The 18,422-nt window shown below is 71.3% G+C and carries 20 protein-coding genes; 11 read left to right on the top strand and 9 right to left on the bottom strand.

The window, feature by feature from the left end:
- Window positions 1–10 precede the first annotated feature (10 nt).
- Window positions 11–1,126 carry an NAD(P)/FAD-dependent oxidoreductase gene (locus tag AB0B33_RS04105; RefSeq protein WP_360766583.1) on the bottom strand — a complete coding sequence of 372 codons (1,116 nt, stop codon included), beginning with the start codon at window positions 1,124–1,126 and terminating at the stop codon, window positions 11–13.
- A gap of 82 nt (window positions 1,127–1,208) precedes the next feature.
- Here AB0B33_RS04105 and AB0B33_RS04100 point away from each other — a divergent pair, with 82 nt between their 5' ends.
- Window positions 1,209–1,862, top strand: a complete 654-nt coding sequence (locus AB0B33_RS04100) for a TetR/AcrR family transcriptional regulator C-terminal domain-containing protein (RefSeq protein WP_360766580.1) — start codon at window positions 1,209–1,211, stop codon at window positions 1,860–1,862.
- 31 nt (window positions 1,863–1,893) lie between these two features.
- On the opposite strand, the gene AB0B33_RS04095 is transcribed toward AB0B33_RS04100, so the two are convergent.
- A complete protein-coding gene (locus tag AB0B33_RS04095) occupies window positions 1,894–3,336 on the bottom strand; it encodes an MFS transporter (RefSeq protein ID WP_360766577.1) in 1,443 nt (480 codons plus the stop codon).
- Window positions 3,337–3,848: 512 nt separating this feature from the next.
- Between AB0B33_RS04095 and AB0B33_RS04090 the strand changes: the two genes are divergently transcribed.
- Genes AB0B33_RS04090 through AB0B33_RS04075 form a run of 4 tightly spaced genes read left to right on the top strand, consistent with a single transcriptional unit; the run spans window position 3,849 to window position 6,007 of the window.
- Complete coding sequence (locus AB0B33_RS04090; protein WP_360766574.1) at window positions 3,849–4,298, top strand: hypothetical protein; 450 nt, start codon at window positions 3,849–3,851, stop codon at window positions 4,296–4,298.
- The gene (locus AB0B33_RS04085; RefSeq protein ID WP_360766571.1) at window positions 4,295–4,510 is read left to right on the top strand and encodes a hypothetical protein; all 216 of its coding nucleotides are present in this window, start codon (window positions 4,295–4,297) and stop codon (window positions 4,508–4,510) included. The genes AB0B33_RS04090 and AB0B33_RS04085 overlap by 4 nt, the downstream gene beginning before the upstream one ends.
- A 19-nt stretch (window positions 4,511–4,529) precedes the next feature.
- Window positions 4,530–5,054, top strand: coding sequence for an RNA polymerase sigma factor ShbA (shbA, locus tag AB0B33_RS04080; protein WP_360767434.1), 525 nt, complete (start codon window positions 4,530–4,532; stop codon window positions 5,052–5,054).
- A 32-nt stretch (window positions 5,055–5,086) separates the two neighbouring features.
- Window positions 5,087–6,007 (top strand): TAXI family TRAP transporter solute-binding subunit, encoded by a 921-nt coding sequence (locus tag AB0B33_RS04075; RefSeq protein ID WP_360766568.1) that lies wholly within the window; start codon window positions 5,087–5,089, stop codon window positions 6,005–6,007.
- Here AB0B33_RS04075 and AB0B33_RS04070 read toward each other — a convergent pair.
- Both AB0B33_RS04070 and AB0B33_RS04065 read right to left on the bottom strand, forming a co-directional pair.
- Complete coding sequence (locus AB0B33_RS04070; RefSeq protein ID WP_360766565.1) at window positions 6,004–7,401, bottom strand: HAMP domain-containing sensor histidine kinase; 1,398 nt, start codon at window positions 7,399–7,401, stop codon at window positions 6,004–6,006. The genes AB0B33_RS04075 and AB0B33_RS04070 overlap by 4 nt on opposite strands.
- Before the next feature lie 4 nt (window positions 7,402–7,405).
- On the bottom strand, window positions 7,406–8,080 hold the full coding sequence (locus AB0B33_RS04065) for a response regulator transcription factor (protein WP_247025225.1): 675 nt from the start codon (window positions 8,078–8,080) through the stop codon (window positions 7,406–7,408).
- 228 nt (window positions 8,081–8,308) lie between these two features.
- On the opposite strand from AB0B33_RS04065, the gene AB0B33_RS04060 reads away from it, so the two are divergent.
- The 5 genes from AB0B33_RS04060 to AB0B33_RS04040 all read left to right on the top strand — a co-directional run bounded on the left by AB0B33_RS04060 (window position 8,309) and on the right by AB0B33_RS04040 (window position 12,456).
- Entirely contained in the window at window positions 8,309–9,037 is a 729-nt protein-coding gene (locus tag AB0B33_RS04060) for an amino acid ABC transporter ATP-binding protein (protein WP_003054447.1), read from the top strand.
- A gap of 56 nt (window positions 9,038–9,093) precedes the next feature.
- Window positions 9,094–10,020, top strand: a complete 927-nt coding sequence (locus AB0B33_RS04055) for a glutamate ABC transporter substrate-binding protein (protein ID WP_360766562.1) — start codon at window positions 9,094–9,096, stop codon at window positions 10,018–10,020.
- Window positions 10,021–10,115: 95 nt separating this feature from the next.
- A complete protein-coding gene (locus AB0B33_RS04050) occupies window positions 10,116–10,763 on the top strand; it encodes an amino acid ABC transporter permease (RefSeq protein WP_360766559.1) in 648 nt (215 codons plus the stop codon).
- Entirely contained in the window at window positions 10,760–11,638 is an 879-nt protein-coding gene (locus AB0B33_RS04045; protein WP_360766556.1) for an amino acid ABC transporter permease, read from the top strand. The genes AB0B33_RS04050 and AB0B33_RS04045 overlap by 4 nt, the downstream gene beginning before the upstream one ends.
- An 80-nt stretch (window positions 11,639–11,718) precedes the next feature.
- Entirely contained in the window at window positions 11,719–12,456 is a 738-nt protein-coding gene (locus tag AB0B33_RS04040; protein WP_360766553.1) for an SDR family oxidoreductase, read from the top strand.
- Here AB0B33_RS04040 and AB0B33_RS04035 read toward each other — a convergent pair.
- A complete protein-coding gene (locus AB0B33_RS04035; protein ID WP_360766550.1) occupies window positions 12,410–13,105 on the bottom strand; it encodes a YoaK family protein in 696 nt (231 codons plus the stop codon). The two genes, AB0B33_RS04040 and AB0B33_RS04035, sit on opposite strands and share 47 nt — an antisense overlap.
- Before the next feature lie 290 nt (window positions 13,106–13,395).
- Here AB0B33_RS04035 and AB0B33_RS04030 point away from each other — a divergent pair, with 290 nt between their 5' ends.
- Window positions 13,396–14,247 carry a helix-turn-helix transcriptional regulator gene (locus tag AB0B33_RS04030; protein ID WP_247012272.1) on the top strand — a complete coding sequence of 284 codons (852 nt, stop codon included), beginning with the start codon at window positions 13,396–13,398 and terminating at the stop codon, window positions 14,245–14,247.
- Between the two features lie 209 nt (window positions 14,248–14,456).
- Here AB0B33_RS04030 and AB0B33_RS04025 read toward each other — a convergent pair whose 3' ends face one another.
- Genes AB0B33_RS04025 through AB0B33_RS04010 form a run of 4 tightly spaced genes read right to left on the bottom strand, consistent with a single transcriptional unit; the run spans window position 14,457 to window position 18,410 of the window.
- Complete coding sequence (locus AB0B33_RS04025; protein ID WP_360766547.1) at window positions 14,457–15,566, bottom strand: amidohydrolase family protein; 1,110 nt, start codon at window positions 15,564–15,566, stop codon at window positions 14,457–14,459.
- On the bottom strand, window positions 15,563–15,718 hold the full coding sequence (locus AB0B33_RS04020) for a hypothetical protein (protein WP_360766545.1): 156 nt from the start codon (window positions 15,716–15,718) through the stop codon (window positions 15,563–15,565). The genes AB0B33_RS04025 and AB0B33_RS04020 overlap by 4 nt, the downstream gene beginning before the upstream one ends.
- Window positions 15,719–15,744: 26 nt before the next feature.
- Window positions 15,745–16,497 carry a succinate dehydrogenase/fumarate reductase iron-sulfur subunit gene (locus AB0B33_RS04015; protein WP_247012277.1) on the bottom strand — a complete coding sequence of 251 codons (753 nt, stop codon included), beginning with the start codon at window positions 16,495–16,497 and terminating at the stop codon, window positions 15,745–15,747.
- Entirely contained in the window at window positions 16,494–18,410 is a 1,917-nt protein-coding gene (locus AB0B33_RS04010; protein WP_360766542.1) for a fumarate reductase/succinate dehydrogenase flavoprotein subunit, read from the bottom strand. Before AB0B33_RS04010 ends, AB0B33_RS04015 begins: the two co-directional genes overlap by 4 nt.
- Between the last annotated feature and the right edge of the window lie 12 nt (window positions 18,411–18,422).

Here is an 18,422-nt window from a genome sequence, read left to right as displayed (position 1 = left end):
AACTGCTTTCCTACGCTTCCGCCTGAGCCAGCAGGGCGACCATGCTGTGCGGCGCGTCCGCGCCGAACATGACTTCGTAGATGTCCTCGTCCGCGGCTTCGGCGGCCGCGCGCTCGAACATGCGCTGCTCGTACGCCACCAGCGCGCTCTCGACGTCATCCCGGTGCGACGCAAGGGCTTGCCCGAGTTCGGCGCCGTCCAGCATGGCCAGGTTGGCGCCTTCGCCGTTCGGGGGCATGAGGTGCGCCGCGTCGCCGAGCAGGGTCACCCCCGGCACGCGGTCCCAGCGGTGCCCGGCGGGGAGCGTGTGGAGGCGGCGGAGCACCGGCGGGGTGTCGCTCGCGGTGATCAGGGCGGTGAGTTCCGGGGCCCAGCCGTCGAACTCGGCGGCGGCCCGCGCGGTCACCTCGACGGGGTCGAGGCCGGCGAGCCAGTCCTCGGGCTTGCGCAGCTGCGCGTACGTGTGCAGGGTTCCGCCGCTTTCCCGGTGGGCGAGGATGCCGTGGCCCGGCGCGAGCGCGAACAGCGATCCGGCGCCGACCGCTTCCGCCGCGGCCGGGTGGCGGGTGTCGCCGTCGAAGAGGAACGTCTCGACGACCGAGACGCCGACGTACTCGGGTGTGGCGCCGGAGAGCAGCGGGCGCACCCGCGACCACGCGCCGTCCGCGCCGACCAGCAGGTTCGTGCGCACGCTGGTGCCGTCCGCGAAGTCCGCTTCGTGGCGGCCGTCGCCGAGCGCCCGCACGGCGACGGCCTTGTGGCCCCACCGGACGACGCCGGGCGGCAGCGCGTCGAGCAGCAGCTGCCGCAGTTCGCCGCGCTGCACCTCGGGCCGCTCGCCCGTGCCGTCGTCCGGCCGGTCGAGCAGCACTGTCCCCGCCCGGTCGAGGACCCGGTAGGACTCCCGGCCGGGTAGGACGAGCTCGCGGAACCCCTCGGCCAGGCCGGCTGCCTCCAGCGCGGGCCGGCCGTTCCACGGGTGGATGTCGAGCATCCCGCCCTGGCGGCGCGCGGCCGGCGAGGGCTCGGCTTCGTGGACGGCGACCGGGATGCCGTGCCGGTGCAGGACGCGGGCCAGCACGAGGCCGCCCAAGCCGGCTCCGATGATCGTGACTTCTTCGCTCATGGCGCTCCCTCGATTGGATCGTCGATCCAAACCAAGCTAGCACGACTTTGGAGCGCCGATCCAAACGTGCGATGATGAGCCCATGGCGAAGCGGCGCGCGGACGGCCTGTCCCGGGAAGTAATCGTCGAGGCGGCGACCGGCCTCCTCGACGAAGGCGGCGAGGCCGCGCTGACCTTCCGGGCGCTCACCGGGCGGCTGAGCACCGGCTACGGGGCGATCTACCACCACATCGCGAACAAGAGCGACCTGCTCGCGGCGGCCACCGACGACGTCATCGCCGGGGTCGTGACCGGCGTCGTCGTCGGCGCGGAGCCGCGGGAAGCCCTGCGCACGGTCGCACTGGGCCTGTTCGACGCGATCGACGCCCACCCGTGGGTCGGCGCCCAGCTGTCCCGCGAGCCGTGGCGCCCCGCGCTCCTCGAGGTCTACGAGCGCATCGGCGGGCTGCTCGACGCGCTCGACGTCCCCGGGGAAGCGCTGTTCGACGCCGCGGGCGCGCTGGTGAACTACGTGCTCGGGGTGGCGAGCCAGAACGCGGCGAATGCCCGGCTCCTCGCCGGCGACGTCGACCGCTCGGCGTTCCTGTCCGGCGTCGCCGCCCAGTGGGCCGCGCTCGACCCGGCCCGGTACCCGTTCGTGCACAAGGCGGCGGCCCGGCTGGGCGAGCACGACGACCGCGAGCAGTTCCTCGCCGGCGTCGACATCTTCCTGGCCGGCATCGCGACCCTCGGCTAGGAGCCGCGTCCGAGGTCCGTCGACCGCGGCGCTAGACGGATTCCAGCTCGGGCTCGGGCGCAGTGACGCGCGGGCGGGCCAGGAGGCCGACGAGCGCGACGACCAGACCCGCCACGGTGAACCCGGTCACCACGACCAGCGCCGGCACCCATCCGCGCAGCAGCGCGGCGGTCGAAGATGCGCCGTCGCCGGCCGCGGTCAGCACCGCGGTCACGACCGCGAGGCCGATCGCGCCGCCGACCTGCAGCGAGGTGTTGACCAGGCCGCCGGCCAGGCCCTGCTCGCCGTCCGGGATGCCGGCCGTGGCCTGGATGTTGAACGACGGGAAGGCCAGCGCGAAGCCGAGCCCGAGCAGGATCATGCTGGGCAGCACCGAGCCGACGTAGCCCGAGTGCTCGTCGACGCGCAGGAACAGCGCGTAGGAGAGCACGTGCGCGACCACCCCGGCGAAGATCGCGCGGGCCGTCCCGACGCGCTCGATCAGCGGGTCGACGCGCGGGCAGCCGAACGCCACGATCATCGCCGCCGGCAGGAAGCCCAGCGCCGTCTGCAGCGGCGACCAGCCGAGCACGCGCTGGAAGTAGAGCATCACGACGAACTGGACGCTGATGAAGGAGGCGAAGAACAGCGCGGCGCCCAGGTTGGCGCGGGCGAGCGGGCCGGAGCGGAGGATGCCCAGCCGCAGCAAGGGGTTGCGGGTGCGCTTCTCGATGAGCACGAACGCCACCAGCAGCGCGACGGCGACCGCGAACGTGATCAGCGTGCGGGGCGCGACCCAACCGGTTTCGGGCGCCTCGACCACGCCGTACACGAGCAGCAGCGAGCCGCCGACCCCGGTGAGTGCGCCGGGCAGGTCGTAGCCGCCCGACGGCTCGGTGCGGTACGCGGGGATCAGCTTCCACGCCACGACCACCACCGCCGCGGCGAGCGGCGCGGGCAGCAGGAACGTCCAGCGCCAGCCGAGTTCGGTCAGCAGCCCGGAAAAGACCAGCCCGGCGGAGTACCCGCTGGCCCCGAACACGGCGAAGATGCTGATCGCCTTGTTGCGCGCGGGCCCTTCCCGGAACGTCGTGGTCACGATGGACAGGGCCGCGGGCACGGTGAACGCGGCGGCCGCCCCCTTGACGAAGCGGCTCACGATCAGCAGCGTCCCGTCGTCGACGAGCCCGCCGAACAGCGAAGCCAGCGCGAACAGCGAAACGGCGGCGAGGAAGACCCGGCGCCGCCCGAGCAGGTCGGCGGTGCGGCCGCCGAGCAGCAGCAGCCCGCCGAAGCCCAGCACGTACCCGCTGACGACCCATTGCAGCGCGTTCGTGGACAACCCGAACTCGGCCTGGATGGCGGGCAGCGCGACCCCGACCATCGACCCGTCGAGGGCGTCGAGCGCCGTGACGATCGAGACGGTGAGGAGAACTCCCCACAGCCGCGCGTCCCACCGGGTCGAAGCGGTGGACAGGTACGTGGCAGAACTCATGGGTCCGACGTTAGGTTCGCACGTTCCCGGAGCTCGTCTCATGGACTGCGGTGCGCGGCCCGCGGCAACGGGCCGGCCGGTGCTGCGAGCCTCGCCCGGACGAAGTGACGGAGGTCCTCAGCCGTACGCCCCCTTGTCGTCACGGCGGGCACCGGACGTTCCCCGGCTGAGACGAACAGCGGAAAAAGCGCCGGTACCAGGCCGGCCCCGGCGATGAGGTCCCGCGGCAACGGGACCGGTGCGGCTTCGAGCCTCGCCTGGACGGTGCGACGGAGGTCCTCGGCCATTCGCCCCCTTGTCGTCACGGCCGCCGCCGGACGTTCCCCGGCTGAGACGAACAGCGGAAAAAGACGCCCCTTGATCGAATCTCGTTCCGATCACGGCGATTTCCGGAAAATATGACAGACCGTTGCCGGCGGCTACGCGGTGGGCCAGGATCTCGGTAATTCGGTCGCACCGAGGATCTTGGGCCCGGACGGCAATCCGGCACCCCGGCGGCGGCGAGCTACTCCGTGAGCGCCGTGTCCGGCGCGCTCGGCGGCGCCGAACTGCCCCGCCTGCGGCTCGTGCGCGGCATCGCCGCCGGTGTGGGCGCTCCCGTGCGCGAGGCCCACCGGATCTGGTGGGCCGCCGCGCTCGAGGAGTTCGCGAAGCACAACCCGGACCTGCCCGGCGACGCGCTCGCCGGGCTCGCGCTCGACCTGCGCCGGGCCATGCTCCGGCACGACCTCGGCAAGGTCGACGTGCTGCGCCGGATGGCCCGGCTGTGCGAGGCCGACGGCGACGTCACCAAGGCGATGTCGCGCGCCACCCTCTGCCGGCTGCTGAGCGGCACCACGCTGCCGCGGACCGACCAGATGACCGTCTTCCTGCGCGCACCGGGCCTGCGCGACAGCGAGGTCGAGCAGCTGACCGGCCGCTACGAAGAACTCAGCGAGGCACGGCGGAAGGCGGCCCGGTGAGCGGCAACGTCGTCCGGCTGATCGAGAAGATGGTCACCAGCACGCCGAACACCCTCCGGACCGTGCTGGTGATCCTGCTGGTGATCGGGGCCGTGGTGGGCGGGCTGTGGTTGCTGCGGGCCGACTTCACGGCCGGGCCGATCAGCATCACCGGCCGCGAGACCACGGCGCCGTGCGCGAACCCGGGAGGGCCGGTTGCCTGCGGACGCTGACCCGGGTGCACACGTCACGATCGACGGCGAAAGCACGTCGGCGGAACAGGTGCTGGCATACATCCGGCCGATCGTCGTGCGTTACTGCCACGCCCGGATGGGCCGCGGGAAGCACTCGCTGGTTTCACCCGACGACGTCGCCCAGGAGGTGTGCCTCGCGGTACTCACCGCGCTGCCGTCCTACCGGGACAGCGGTCGTCCGTTCCTGGCGTTCGTCTACGGCATTGCGGCGCACAAGGTGGCCGACGCGCATCGGGCGGCCGCGCGGGACCGGTCGGAGCCGGTCCCCGACCTGCCCGAACGTCCGGCGAGCGGCGCCGAGCCCGAGATCACCGCCTTGAGCAACGAGCTCAACGGGCGCCTCGGCCGCCTGCTGGAGTTGTTGCCGCGCCAGCAGCGGGAAATCGTCCTCCTGCGGGTCTTGGTCGGCCTTTCCGCGGAAGAGACCGGCGCTGCCGTCGGCGTGTCACCCGGCTCGGTCCGGGTGACGCAGCACCGAGCGCTGACCAAGCTCCGCACGCTGGTCGAAGGGATGACCGACTGACAGCAGGCGCCGGGGTCTGGCACGATCGGCGGGTGACCGGGACCCGGCGGCTGCGCGGACTCGCGATGGCGGCCGTCCTCCTCCTGGTGCTCTCCGGCTGCTCCGGCGAGTTCGCCGACGTGCGGCTGCGGATCGCCGCCGGCAACCCGGGCGGGGTCTACGACAAGCTCGCGCAGACCCTCGCCACCGCGTGGCAGGGCGGGCTCGACATCGAGCGGCCGCAGGTGCTGCAGACCCAGGGGTCGCCCGACAACGTCGCGCGGGTGCTGAGCGGGCAGGCCGACGTCGCCTTCGTGGCCGCCGACGTCGCCGCCGACCAGTACCGGACCAACCGGGGGCTCGCCGCGCTCGCCCGGATCCACGACGACTACCTGCACGTCGTCGTGCGGTCCGACTCCGACATCCGGTCGGTGGCGCAGCTGCGCGGGCGCCGGATCGCGATCGGCTCGCCCGCCTCCGGGGTCGAGTACATCGCCGGGAAGCTGCTCGCCGCGGCCGATCTGACCGGCGCGGTCAGCACGATCACCCGCGGCCTCGACGACTCCGTCGCGGCGCTGCTCAACGGCGACGTCGACGCGTTCTTCTGGTCCGGCGGGCTGCCGACCCCGAAGCTGGCGGACAACAAGAGCCGGCTGCGGCTGGTCGACATCGCCGACCAGATGCCGAAGATGCAGGCGCTCAGCGAGGTCTACGGCACCGCCACCATCCCGGCGAGCACCTACGACCAGCTCCAGCCGGTGACCACGCTCGTGGTGCCGAACTTCCTCGTGGTGCCGACGTCGATGCGCGAAGACGTCGCCGAAGCACTGGTCAGCGGCCTGTTCGCGGCCCGGCAGCAGCTCGCCGTCGCCAACCCGGCGGCGCTGTCGATCGACGTCCACCCGGGCATCGAGACCCAGCCGATCCCGCTGCACCCGGGCGCGCTGCGCTACTACCGGGCGAAGAAGACCTAAGCCGCCGGGAACGTCATCGAGATCCGGAGGCCGCCGCCTTCGGGCAGGTCCAGGACCAGTTCACCGTCGGAGTGGGCGACGATCTCGCTGACGATCGCCAGGCCCAGCCCCGAGCCGGGCACGTTCTGGTGGGCCGGGCTGCGCCAGAAGCGGTCCAGCGCGCGGTCGAGCTCGTCCGGCCGCACGCCCGGGCCGTGGTCGCGGACCGACAGGCGCACGCGGTCGTCGTCGCGCTCGACGGTGACCCGGATCTCGGTGCCCGCCGCGGTGAACTTCAGCGCGTTGTCGAGCAGCGCGTCCAGGATCGTCTCGGCGCCGCGCGGCGGCATGCGCACGCACACGCCGTCGCCCGGGGTGTCCACGACCAGCCGCACGTCCCTGGCCTCGCCGACCACCGACCAGTCGGCGACCCGCTCGGCGACGGCCTCGTCCAGCACGACCGGGTCCAGCTCGCCGCCGGAGGCCTCGGCGCGGGCCATCGACAGCAGCCCGTCGAGGATCTGGTGCAGCCGGCCCGCGTCGACCCGCGCGGCCTCGAGGTCGGCCGCGGCCGGCTCGTCGTCGACGTGGCCTTCGAGGTTGCCGAGCCGGATCTTCAACGCCGTCAGCGGGTTGCGCAGCTGGTGGGAGGCGTCCGCCACGAACGCGCGCTGCGCGGCCAGCGCCCCCGACACGCTCTCGGCCATCCGGTCGAAGGAACGGCCGAGCTGGCGCAGCTCCGGTGGCCCGCCGCTCTCCCCCACCGGCTCGGCCTCGCGCCCGCTGACCACGGACGCGACCAGCGCGCCGGTCGCGTCGTCGAGCCGGTGCACCGGCCGCAGGATCCACCGGACCACCGGGATCGCCACGGCCAGCGCCAGCGTGAACGCGAGGATCCCGCCCGCGGCGAGCAGCAGCCACCACCACAGCACGTCGGCCCGCTCGGCGCCGGTGTCGGACACGGTCACGACCGCGCCGCGCACCTCGCCGTCGGCGAGCACGGGTTCGGCCAGCACCAACGGGGTCGCGTCCCACGGCATCAGCACGCCGCCGGGCTGGGAACGGCGGCCGGCCAGCGCCTCGTGGACCGGGTCGCTGATCTGCGGGGCACGCATGTCGATCCGTGCGGCGTTCGGGCCCAGCGAGCTGCCCACCGGCTTGCCGTCCTGGTCGAAGACGAGCACCTGGACGCCGTACACCTCGGTGTAGCGGCGCAGGTCGGGGTCGAGCAGCGACGGCTTGTTGTCCAGCAGCGGCCGCTGCGCCAGCGACGCGAACCGCGCGGTGTCGGTCAGCCGGTCGAGGAAGAGGTCCTGCTGCGCACCGGCGGCGATCGTGGTGGCCAGCGGGATGCCCAGGCCGAACACCAGCAACGCGACCAGCGTCAGCACGATGCCCTGCAGCCGGACGCGCACGCCGTCAGCTCCGGGAAACCTGGCCGCCGAGCCGGTAGCCGACCCCGCGGACCGTCTCGATCAGCGCCGGGCGGCCCAGCTTCGTCCGCAGCGTGGCGACGTGGACGTCGAGCGAGCGGCTCTCCGCGGGACCGCGGTGGCCCCACACCTCGGTGAGCACGTGCTCCCGCGAGCAGACCGCACCGCGCGCGCCCGCGACGAGGGCGAGCACCTGGAACTCCTTGCGGGACAACGCGACCGCGCGCCCGTCGACCAGCACCTCGTGCCGGGACAGGTCGACGCTGACGTCCCCGACCCGGATCACCACCGGCTCGGCCGTCGTGTGCTCGCCGCGGCGGCGGCGCACCGCCTCGACCCGGGCGAGCAGCTCCTCGACGTCGTAGGGCTTGACCAGGTAGTCGTCGGCGCCCGCGCGCAGGCCCTTGATCCGGTCGTCGACCTCGCCGCGCGCCGACACGACGATGATCGCGACGTCGCTGACCGCGCGGATCTGGTGGCACAGCGTGACGCCGTCGATGTCCGGCAGGCCGAGGTCGAGCAGGATGACGTCGACCTCGTTCACCCGCTCGAGCACACCCGCGCCGGTGGCCAGCCGGGCGATCGCCAGGCCGCGGCGGGTCAGCGCCGGGATCAGCGCCCCCGCGACCCGGTCGTCGTCCTCCACCAGCAGCACCCGCACCCGTCCACCCTCCCTGGTGACCTGCTTCACCGCGCCGGTAGCGACGAACTCTAGGACGTCGGCGCGCCGGGTGCCGAATCGGACATCGATACCCACTTGAAACCCTAAGAATGGGTCAAGCCGCCTTGCGAGCAGGTAGAGCAACGGTAGGTTCTCGCCATCGCGTGGTGACCCACGCCGCATTCGACCGATCCTGGAGGCCAGATGACCGCGGAGGTGGCGGCGCCGATGATCAAGGCGTCCGCCGTGAACAAGTACTTCGGCGACCTGCACGTGCTCAGGGAGATCACGCTCGAGGTGCCCCGCGGCCAGGTCGTCGTGGTGCTGGGCCCCTCGGGGTCGGGCAAGTCGACCCTCTGCCGGGCCATCAACCGGCTGGAGCCGATCAACTCGGGCGAGATCGCCGTCGACGGCGTCCCGCTGCCCGCCGAAGGCAAGGCGCTCGCCGCCCTGCGCGCCGACGTCGGCATGGTGTTCCAGTCGTTCAACCTGTTCGCGCACAAGACCATCGTCGAGAACGTGATGCTCGCGCCGGTGAAGGTCCGCAAGACCTCGCAGGCCGAAGCGCGCAAGACGGCGATGGAACTGCTGGAGCGCGTCGGCATCGCCAACCAGGCCGACAAGTACCCGGCGCAGCTCTCGGGCGGCCAGCAGCAGCGCGTCGCCATCGCGCGGGCGCTGGCGATGCGGCCCAAGGTCATGCTCTTCGACGAGCCGACCTCGGCGCTGGACCCGGAGATGGTCCAGGAGGTCCTCGACGTCATGACGGGCCTGGCCAAGGACGGCATGACGATGCTCGTCGTGACCCACGAGATGGGCTTCGCCCGCCGGGCAGCCGATCGGGTGATCTTCATGGCCGACGGCGAGATCGTCGAGGACACGACGCCCGAAGAGTTCTTCACCGCGCCCAAGAGCGAGCGCGCGAAGGATTTCCTCGGCAAGATCCTGACCCACTGAGAGAACGTTCCGCGGCGCCTTCGCGCCGCGGGTGACGACACACAGGAGAAATTCACATGAGGATCCGCACCCTCGCGGTGGGAGTGCTCGTCGGTGGCCTGACGCTGACCACCCTGACCGCCTGCGGCAAGGAAGGCACGCCGAGCACCCCGGGTGCCGGCGACCAGAGCGGTTCGAGCGCCGCCGCGCTGCCGTCGTACCCGGTCGCGTCCGGCGTCGACCTGGCCGGCTCCCCGGTGTTCGCGAAGATGAAGTCGGCGGGCGCGCTGACCATCGGCGCCAAGGACGACCAGCCCGGCCTGGGCCAGAAGGACCCGACGACCGGCAAGTTCGGCGGCTTCGACATCGAGATCGCGAAGCTCGTCTCGGCCGGCCTCGGCTTCGACCCGGAGAAGATCACCTTCCGCACGGTCGACTCCGGTGCCCGTGAGCAGACGATCGCGAACGGCGACGTGAACTACTACGTCGGCACGTACTCGATCACCGACAAGCGCAAGGCGCTCGTCTCCTTCGCCGGCCCGTACTTCGTCGCCGGCCAGGACCTGCTGGTGCGCAAGGACGACTCGTCGATCACCGGCAAGGACACGCTCAAGGGCAAGAAGGTCTGCTCGGTCACCGGCTCGACCCCGATCCAGAAGATCCGCTCGGAGAACCTGACCGAGCCGGGCAACATCGTCGAGTTCCAGAAGTACTCGCAGTGCGTCGAGAAGCTGCTGTCGAAGGACGTCGACGCGGTCACGACCGACGACGCGATCCTCAAGGGCTACGCGTCCCAGGACCCGGACAACCTGAAGGTCGTCGGCCAGACGTTCTCCACCGAGAAGTACGGCATCGGCCTCAACAAGGACGACAAGGTCCTGCGCGACAAGGTCAACGAGATCCTGCAGAAGGCGCTGGACGACGGCACCTGGCAGAAGATCTACGACGCCACCCTCGGCAAGTCGGGCACGGCCGCCAAGAAGCCGACCCTCGAGAAGTACTGACGTGACACCGAGGCCGGTGGACCGGGGTTCCCGGTCCACCGGCCTTCCCACATCCACCACCTGACCACCGCCTGAAACGGACGCGGGGAAGGCTCATGGACGTCCTCTTCAACAACCTGGACCTGTTCGGTCCGTTCTTCCTCCGCACGATCGAGCTGTTCGTGCTCTCGGCCGCCGGCAGCCTGGTCCTCGGCACGGTCCTGGCCATGCTGCGGGTGAGCCCGGTGCCCGTCTTCCGCGCCGTCGGCACGGCGTACGTGACGATCGCCCGGAACACCCCGCTGACGCTGGTGTTCGCGTTCTTCGTGTTCGCCTACCCGCTGCTGGACATCGTCAAGGTCGACTACTTCCCGGCCGCGGTGATCGCGCTGACCGTGTACACGTCGGCGTTCATCTGCGAGGTCGTGCGCTCGGGCATCAACACCGTGCCGGTCGGCCAGGCCGAGGCGGGCCGGGCGCTGGGGCTGACGTTCGGCCAGATCCTCGGCCAGGTCGTGCTGCCGCAGGCGCTGCGGTCGGTCGTCCCCCCGCTGATCAGCACTCTGATCGCGCTGCTGAAGAACACCACGATCGCCGCCGGTTTCTCCGTCGCGGAGGCCGGCGCGATCCGCTCGTACCTGTCCGAACGCGGTGAGAACCAGCTGGTCGGCCTGCTGTGGGTCGCGCTCGGCTTCATCATCCTGGTCGCCGTGCTGTCGTTCGTCCAACGCAGCCTGGAGAAGCGCTGGAGCGTGGCCCGATGAGCAATGTCCTCTTCGACGTCCCTGGGCCGAAGGCCCGGCTCCGCTACCGGACCTACGCGGTCGTCGGCATCGTCGCGGTGGTCGGGTTCATCGCCTACATCGGGTGGCGCTTCTACGACAGCGGCCAGTTCACCGCCCGCAAGTGGGAGTGGCTGCAGTACGCGCAGGTGCAGCGCGACCTCGCCAACGCGGTGCTCCAGACCCTCGAGGCGTTCGCGTCCGCGGCCGTGCTGGCCCTGATCTTCGGCGCGATCTTCGCGGCGGGCCGGCTGTCGGACCACGCGTGGATCCGCGGGATCGCCGGGTTCGTCGTCGAGTTCTTCCGCGCCATCCCGGCCCTGATCCTGATGTTCCTGTTCTACTTCGGCCTGCCGACCATCGGCGTCCCGATGACGCCGTTCCTCGGCGTGGTGCTCGGCCTGACGCTGTACAACGGCTCGGTGCTGGCGGAGGTCTTCCGGGCGGGCATCCAGTCGCTGCCGAAGGGGCAGAGCGAAGCCGCGTACGCGCTGGGCATGCGCAAGACGCAGGTGATGTTCCTGGTCCTGCTGCCGCAGGCGATCCGGGCGATGCTGCCGACGATCATCAGCCAGCTCGTCGTGCTGCTGAAGGACACCGCGCTCGGCTTCATCATCACGTTCCAGGAGCTGCTGTACTACGCGCGGTACATCGGTTCGCAGGGCACGTTCGGGCGGCCGATCGTGCCGTCCACGATCGTGGCGACCGTCATCTACGTCGTGATGTGCCTGCTGCTGACCGCGCTGGCGACGTACCTGGAGCGGCGCAACCGCCGCAACAAGAAGGTCGCCGCCGGGACCGGCGGCAAGCTCGAGCAGGTCGCGCTCGGTTCGGCCGCCGGCACTGCCGGCGGCTGAGTCCCCCCGCTCACCGAAAGGCCCCCGGCGTACCCGTCGGGGGCCTTTCGGTGTCCGCCGATCTCCCCTAGCGTCGGGCCATGGGTGTCGCACTGGTGACCGGAAGCTCCCGAGGCCTGGGCCGCACGATCGCCCGGCGGCTGGCCCGCGACGGGTTCGCCGTGGCGCTGAACGGCCTGCACGACGATCCCGACCTCAAGGCCGCCGCGGAGGCGGTCCTCGCCGAAGGCGGCCGGGCCGCGGCCTTCGCCGCCGACGTGACCGACCGGCGCGCGGTGGGCGAGCTGGTCGACGCGGCGACGGCGTTGCTGGGCCCGATCAGCGTCCTGGTCGTCAACGCTACCGGCCCGCAGCCGGACGTCCTGCTGTCCGATGTGGACTGGGCCGGGCACCTGGGCCACCTGGACTTCTTCGTGCGCTCGCCGGTGCTGCTGGGCCACGCGGTGCTCCCGGGCATGCGCGCCCGCGGGTACGGCCGGATCGTCCACATCGATTCGGAGGTGGCGGACCGCCCGCCACCGGGCCGTTCGGCGTACGCGACGGCCAAGGCGGCCCAGGCCGGGCTGGCCCGGGCGTGGGCCCGCGAGCTGGCCCCGGACGGCATCACGGTCAATTCGGTGGCCCCGGGCTTCGTCCCGGTGGAGCGCCACGCGGACGTCCCGGAAGCCGAGCGCGCGGCCTACCTGGCCGGGGTGCCGATGGGCCGCCTGGGCACCCCCGACGACGTGGCCGCGGCGGTGAGCTTCTTCGCGTCGGAGGGAGCGGGCTTCATCACGGGCCAGCGGCTGCTGGTGGACGGCGGCCGCGCCCTCGGCTAGCCCCGGTCTGCAGCACCGCCGCCACGGCCAGCACGAGCACCAGGGCGAGCGTCAGCGCGGTCCACATGGCGATGTGCAGCTGGAGCACCCCGCCCCCGAGCGCCCCCGCGAGCATCGCCCCCACGGCGGCGACCTTCCGCACCGGGTGCGCCCCGGCCCCGCCGGCGGCCTTCGAATCGGCCGCGAAGCCGGTCAGCGTCATGGTCAGCACGGTCGTGGTCAGATCGGGCGCCCCGATCCGCCGGACGGCCGCGTTCTGCAGCCCCATCGCCAGCCCGAGCACGACGATCAGCAGCTCGCTGCCCAGCCGCGTACCGCTGCCGAGCGTCGCGGACAGCACGACGGCGACGGCGATCAGCCCCGCCTGCACCGCGGTGGCCCGCCGGAGGGTGTCGTAGTCGTCCCCGGCGCGCCCCAGCCGCCCGCCGGCGAGGGCGCCCGCGAGGAACGCCAGCACGGCCGTCACCGAGGCGAGCACGGACAGCGTCGTCTCCCCCGCCGCGGCGAACCCGAGGAAGACGACGTTCCCGGTCATGTTGGCGACGAAGACGCGCCCGAGCCCGAGAAAGCTGACGGCGTCGACGACACCGGTGACGACGGTGAGAGCCAGCAGCAACGCGGCCAGGTCCCGCGGTTTCGGTTCAGCCATGCGGGCAGTCAACCACCACGCGCTCCGGCGTTCTCGGCGAACCACTCGGGCACCCGGATCGCGGCGGCCGGTGACATCCCGGCCGTCGCCTCGTACGATTCCCGAAATGGACGCCATTAATGCCCGCGCTACTTAGCGAAGGTGCGAAGCACGCTTCATTGTGCGAAGCTGCTTCGCAGCGCTTCGCGACCGGAACCCGTTGTCACACAGGCAGAACAGCAACATCCCTTCCGGTGAACCGCTGCGTGGCAGAAGCCGTTTTGTCGGTGCTTGCCTTTAACGTGCGGGGCATGACCGAAAAGAGCACGGTGCGCACCCGGGAGATGGGTGTCGAGCTGAAAACCCAGCGCGAGGCGAGACAAATGTCGCTGCGCGAGGTAGCCCGGCGCGCCCACTGGTCGGCGTCGAAGGTGTCCGGCTGGGAGAACGGCCGCCGGATCTCGCCGATCGACGCGGCGATCTACCTGGCCCACTGCGGAACCAACGCGTCCGAACGCGACCGGCTGCTGCACCTGACCCGGCCGCCGAGCGAGCTGTACTGGGTGCGGCCGTACTTCGACAAGCTCGTCGACCCGATGAAGTCGCTGATCATCCAGGAAAACCTGGCGACCGCGGTGATCTCGAACAGCCCGATGGCCCTGCCGGGCATGCTCCAGACCGAAGACTACGTGCGCTCGGTCTACGAGCTGTCCGGCCGGTACACCACGGATCGGCTCAAGGCCCTCGTCCAGGCGAGGATCGACCGGCAACAGCTGCTGCAGCGCCGGAACCCGCCGCAGTGCCTCTACTTCGTGTACGAGCACACCTTGCGGTCGGTCCTGCGCGACCCGGCGCTGATGCACGAACAGTTGCAGTACCTGGTGCTGGCCACCAACCTCCCGCACTGCACCATCCGCGTCGTCCCCGCTTCCGCACCGCCGTACCACCTGGTCGGCAGCCGGTTCACGATCCTCGAGTTCGCCGAACACCCGCCGGTGGCCTACGAAGAGACCTTCGCGGCCGGGCTGTTCATCGACGAACGCGTGGCGGTCGAAGCCTTTTACGTCCTGCGCACGCGGCTGGAACAGATTGCCCTGTCGGAGCACGAGTCCCGGGCGTTCCTGGTCCGGCTGGCCGAGGAGTTCGACGTCATGGCGGGCTGAACCCGGCCTTTCCCGATCGCCGGACCGGCCGGACTTCGAGGACTCGCCGTACGAGCCGGGCAGGTGTCCGGTCCGGGCCGGTCAGCGCGCGGGATGAGCGGTCAGTCATCCCGGATGCCGCGATCCACCTCGGCACCGGAGATCCTCCCGCACCCCCAGAGCATCCGATCACCTGTCGCCACGGTCGCGACCTCCCCTGGACAGAACACTTAGCCGACCCGGTTGCCGTCGTGCCAGACCGCCCGGATCCGGGTGGGCAGGTCGGTCACGTCCAGGTCCGTGCCGTCGAGCAGCACCACGTCGGCACGCAACCCCACCTCGAGCCGGCCTCGGTCGTGCTCCAGCCGCAGCAGGCGGGCGGCCTCGGCGGTCGCCGCCTTCAAGGCGTCCGCGGGGCCGAGCACCGCGGCCAGGAGGCGGAGCTCGGTCGTCAAGTCGACATGGGGACGGGGAGCGAGGTCCGAACCGGCGGCGATCGGGATGCCCGCTTCCGCCGCGAGGCGGAGCGAACCGCGGTGCGTTTCGGCGAACTCGCTGTCGCTGATCGGCGAGAGCGTCGGCACGTACCAGGCGTTCGCCAGTGCGGCCACGGCGTCGTCGTCGAGGAACATGCCGTGCTCGATGCTGCGGGCACCGGCGCGGGCCGCCGAGGTGACCGACTCGGCGGTGTGCGCGTGGGCCAGGACGTCCCGGCCGGTGCGGCGGGCCTCGTCGACCAGGGCGGTGAGCTCGTCGTCGGCCGGCCGGACGTCCGTGCCCTCGCGCACGGCCCGCAGGGCGCCGCCGGCGCCGACCTTGATCCAGTCGGCGCCGGCGCGCACCATGCGGCGGACGGCCGCCCGGGCCGCGTCGGGCCCGTCGAACACCGGGTCCGGCAAGGACGGGTCACCGAAGTTGTCGACCGTGCCCGCGGGCGGGTCCCAGCTGTCGCCGAGGCCGCCGGTCGGCGACAGCTGGCGGAGGCTGACCAGCAGGTCGGGCCCGTCGATCCAGCCTTCGCGCAGCGCGTGCTTGAACCCGGCGTCGGCACCCCAGGCGTCCCGCACCGTGGTGATCCCGCGCGCCAGCAAGCCGCGCAGCACCGGCACGGCTTCGAGGATCCGCGCGCTGCGCGGCAACGGCTCGGGCCGCGGGAAGGCGACGTGCACGTGGCAGTCGATGAGCCCGGGGATCAGCAACCCGCCCGAGCAGTCGACACGCCCGTCGCCGTCGAGGCCCGGGCCGACCTCGGCGATCCGGGCCCCGTCGAGCCGGACGTCGGCCCGGACGACGTCGCCGGTTTCGGGGTCGAAGACGTGCGCCCCGGCGAGCAGCGTCACGCCAGGTCCTTGCGGTAGATCAGGAAGTCGCACGGCGTCGCGAGCGAAGGCGCGAGGTGCGGGTAGTCCTCGGCGAGGCCGGCTCGGTGCGAAGCGGCGGCGATCTCCCCGGTCGAAGCGAGGCCGGACGGCGGTGGGGACACGATCTCCATGCCCCCACCATGCCAGGCGGGTCACCTCACTTGTCGCGGCGGAACAGCTTGTTGCCCAGCCAGACGATCGGGTCGTACTTGCGGTCCGCGACGCGCTCCTTCATCGGGATGAGCGCGTTGTCGGTGATGTGGATGCCTTCCGGGCAGACCTCGCTGCAGCACTTGGTGATGTTGCAGTAGCCGAGGCCGTGCTCCTCTTGGGCCGCGTCACGCCGGTCCGCGACGTCGAGCGGGTGCATCTCCAGCTCCGCGATGCGCATCAGGTACCGCGGCCCGGCGAAGGCTTCCTTGTTCTCCTCGTGGTCGCGCACCACGTGGCAGGTGTTCTGGCACAGGAAGCACTCGATGCACTTGCGGAACTCCTGCGAGCGCTCGACGTCCACCTGCTGCATCCGGTACTCACCGGGCTTGAGGTCCGCGGGCGGGGTGAACGACGGGATCTCCCGCGCCTTCGTGTAGTTGAAGGACACGTCGGTGACGAGGTCGCGGATCACCGGGAACGTCCGCATCGGCGTCACCGTGATCACCTCTTCCTCGGTGAACGTCGACATCCGCGTCATGCACAGCAGCCGCGGCTTGCCGTTGATCTCCGCCGAGCACGAGCCGCACTTGCCCGCCTTGCAGTTCCAGCGCACCGCGAGGTCCGACGCCTGGGTGGCCTGCAGCCGGTGGATGATGTCGAGGACGACCTCGCCCTCGTTCACCTCCACCGTGAAGTCCTGCAACCCGCCGCCGGTGTCGTCGCCGCGCCACACCCGGAAACTCGCCTTGTAGCTCATGCTTTGCTCCCGGGGTGCGCTTCGAGCTCGTCGTCGGTGTAGTACTTCCCGAGTTCGCCGAATTCGAACAGCTCCAGCAGGTCCTGCCGCAGCGGCACCTGCTCCTTCACTTCGACGCCGATGTCCGGGACGACCGGGTTGTCCCCGTCCGAAGCCGAGCACACCAGCAGCTTGTGCCGCCACTCGGCGTCCATACCCGGGAAGTCGTCGCGCGTGTGCCCGCCGCGGCTCTCGGTCCGTGTCAGCGCGGCCTTCGCGACGCACTCGCTGACCATCAGCATGTTGCGCAGGTCGATCGCGAGGTGCCAGCCGGGGTTGAACTGCCGGTGCCCTTCGACCGTGACGCGCAGGATCCGCTGCCGCAGCTCGCCCAGCTTCTCCAGCGCCTGCTCGATTTCGCCGGCCTTGCGGATGATGCCGACCAGGTCGTTCATCGACTGCTGCAGTTCGGTGTGCAGGGTGTACGGGTTCTCGGCCGACGCACCCGCGGGCGGGTCGAACGGCGCGAGCGCCATCTTCGCCGCGGCGTCCACATCGGACTGCGCGACGGCCGGCCGGTCACCGAGGCCGTCCACGTACTCGGCCGCGCCGAGCCCCGCGCGGCGGCCGAACACCAGCAGGTCCGACAGCGAGTTGCCGCCGAGCCGGTTGGACCCGTGCATGCCGCCCGAGCACTCGCCGGCGGCGAACAGGCCGGGCACGCTCGCCCCGGCCGTGTCCGGGTCGACCTCGATGCCGCCCATGACGTAGTGGCAGGTCGGGCCGACCTCCATCGGCTCGGCCGTGATGTCGACGTCCGCCAGTTCCTTGAACTGGTGGTACATCGAGGGCAGCCGCTTCTTGATCTCCTCGGCCGGCAGCCGGCTCGCGATGTCGAGGAAGACGCCGCCGTGCGGGGACCCGCGGTTCTCCTTGACCTCGGAGTTGATCGCGCGGGCGACCTCGTCGCGGGGCAGCAGGTCCGGCGTGCGGCGGTTGCTCTCCTGGTCGGTGTACCAGCGGTCGGCTTCGTCTTCGCTTTCCGCGTACTGGCCCTTGAAGACGTCCGGCACGTACTCGAACATGAACCGCTTGCCCTCGGAGTTCTTGAGCACGCCGCCGTCCCCGCGCACGCCTTCGGTGACGAGGATGCCCTTGACGCTCGGCGGCCAGACCATCCCGGTCGGGTGGAACTGGACGAACTCCATGTTGATCAGCTTCGCGCCCGCGCGCAGGGCCAGCGCGTGGCCGTCGCCGGTGTACTCCCACGAGTTCGACGTCACCTTGAACGACTTGCCGATGCCGCCGGTGGCGAGCACGACCGCGGGCGCCTCGAAGAGGATGAACCGCCCGCTCTCGCGCCAGTAGCCGAACGCGCCGGCGATCTTCCCGTCGGTGGTGAGCAGCTCGGTGACCGTGCACTCGGCGAAGACCTTGATCTTCGCCTCGTAGTCGCCGGTCTCCTTGAAGTCCTCCTGCTGCAGCGAAACGATCTTCTGCTGCATCGTGCGGATCAGCTCGAGCCCGGTGCGGTCACCGACGTGCGCGAGCCGCGGGTACGTGTGCCCGCCGAAGTTGCGCTGGCTGATCCGCCCGTCCGCGGTGCGGTCGAACAGGGCGCCGTAGGTCTCGAGCTCCCAGACGCGGTCCGGCGCCTCCTTGGCGTGCAGCTCGGCCATCCGCCAGTTGTTGAGGAACTTCCCGCCGCGCATGGTGTCGCGGAAGTGGACCTGCCAGTTGTCGTTCGAGTTCGCGTTGCCCATCGACGCCGCGCAGCCGCCCTCGGCCATCACCGTGTGCGCCTTGCCGAACAGGGACTTGCACACGACCGCCACGCGGAAGCCGCGTTCTCTGGCTTCGATCACCGCGCGCAGGCCGGCACCACCGGCACCGATCACCACCACGTCGTAGCTGTGCCGTTCGACCTCGGTCATGTAGGAATTCCA

The sequence above is a fragment of the Amycolatopsis sp. NPDC049159 genome, from assembly GCF_040648295.1.
GTDB classification, from domain to species: Bacteria; Actinomycetota; Actinomycetes; order Mycobacteriales; family Pseudonocardiaceae; genus Amycolatopsis; species Amycolatopsis pretoriensis_A.
The sequence above is the reverse complement of the archived record's forward strand: the minus strand, read 5'-3'. Positions and strand labels throughout refer to the sequence as shown.

What these genes read in the sequence shown, in the direction of transcription:
- AB0B33_RS04010 (WP_360766542.1), bottom strand. Translation starts at nt 18,410, where the DNA reads ATGACCGAGGTCGAACGGCACAGCTACGACGTGGTGGTGATCGGTGCC.
- AB0B33_RS04095 (WP_360766577.1), bottom strand. Translation starts at nt 3,336, where the DNA reads ATGAGTTCTGCCACGTACCTGTCCACCGCTTCGACCCGGTGGGACGCG.
- AB0B33_RS04040 (WP_360766553.1), top strand. Translation starts at nt 11,719, where the DNA reads ATGGGTGTCGCACTGGTGACCGGAAGCTCCCGAGGCCTGGGCCGCACG.
- AB0B33_RS04100 (WP_360766580.1), top strand. Translation starts at nt 1,209, where the DNA reads ATGGCGAAGCGGCGCGCGGACGGCCTGTCCCGGGAAGTAATCGTCGAG.
- AB0B33_RS04015 (WP_247012277.1), bottom strand. Translation starts at nt 16,497, where the DNA reads ATGAGCTACAAGGCGAGTTTCCGGGTGTGGCGCGGCGACGACACCGGC.
- AB0B33_RS04105 (WP_360766583.1), bottom strand. Translation starts at nt 1,126, where the DNA reads ATGAGCGAAGAAGTCACGATCATCGGAGCCGGCTTGGGCGGCCTCGTG.
- AB0B33_RS04020 (WP_360766545.1), bottom strand. Translation starts at nt 15,718, where the DNA reads ATGGAGATCGTGTCCCCACCGCCGTCCGGCCTCGCTTCGACCGGGGAG.
- AB0B33_RS04060 (WP_003054447.1), top strand. Translation starts at nt 8,309, where the DNA reads ATGATCAAGGCGTCCGCCGTGAACAAGTACTTCGGCGACCTGCACGTG.
- AB0B33_RS04035 (WP_360766550.1), bottom strand. Translation starts at nt 13,105, where the DNA reads ATGGCTGAACCGAAACCGCGGGACCTGGCCGCGTTGCTGCTGGCTCTC.
- AB0B33_RS04050 (WP_360766559.1), top strand. Translation starts at nt 10,116, where the DNA reads ATGGACGTCCTCTTCAACAACCTGGACCTGTTCGGTCCGTTCTTCCTC.
- AB0B33_RS04030 (WP_247012272.1), top strand. Translation starts at nt 13,396, where the DNA reads ATGACCGAAAAGAGCACGGTGCGCACCCGGGAGATGGGTGTCGAGCTG.
- AB0B33_RS04055 (WP_360766562.1), top strand. Translation starts at nt 9,094, where the DNA reads ATGAGGATCCGCACCCTCGCGGTGGGAGTGCTCGTCGGTGGCCTGACG.
- AB0B33_RS04045 (WP_360766556.1), top strand. Translation starts at nt 10,760, where the DNA reads ATGAGCAATGTCCTCTTCGACGTCCCTGGGCCGAAGGCCCGGCTCCGC.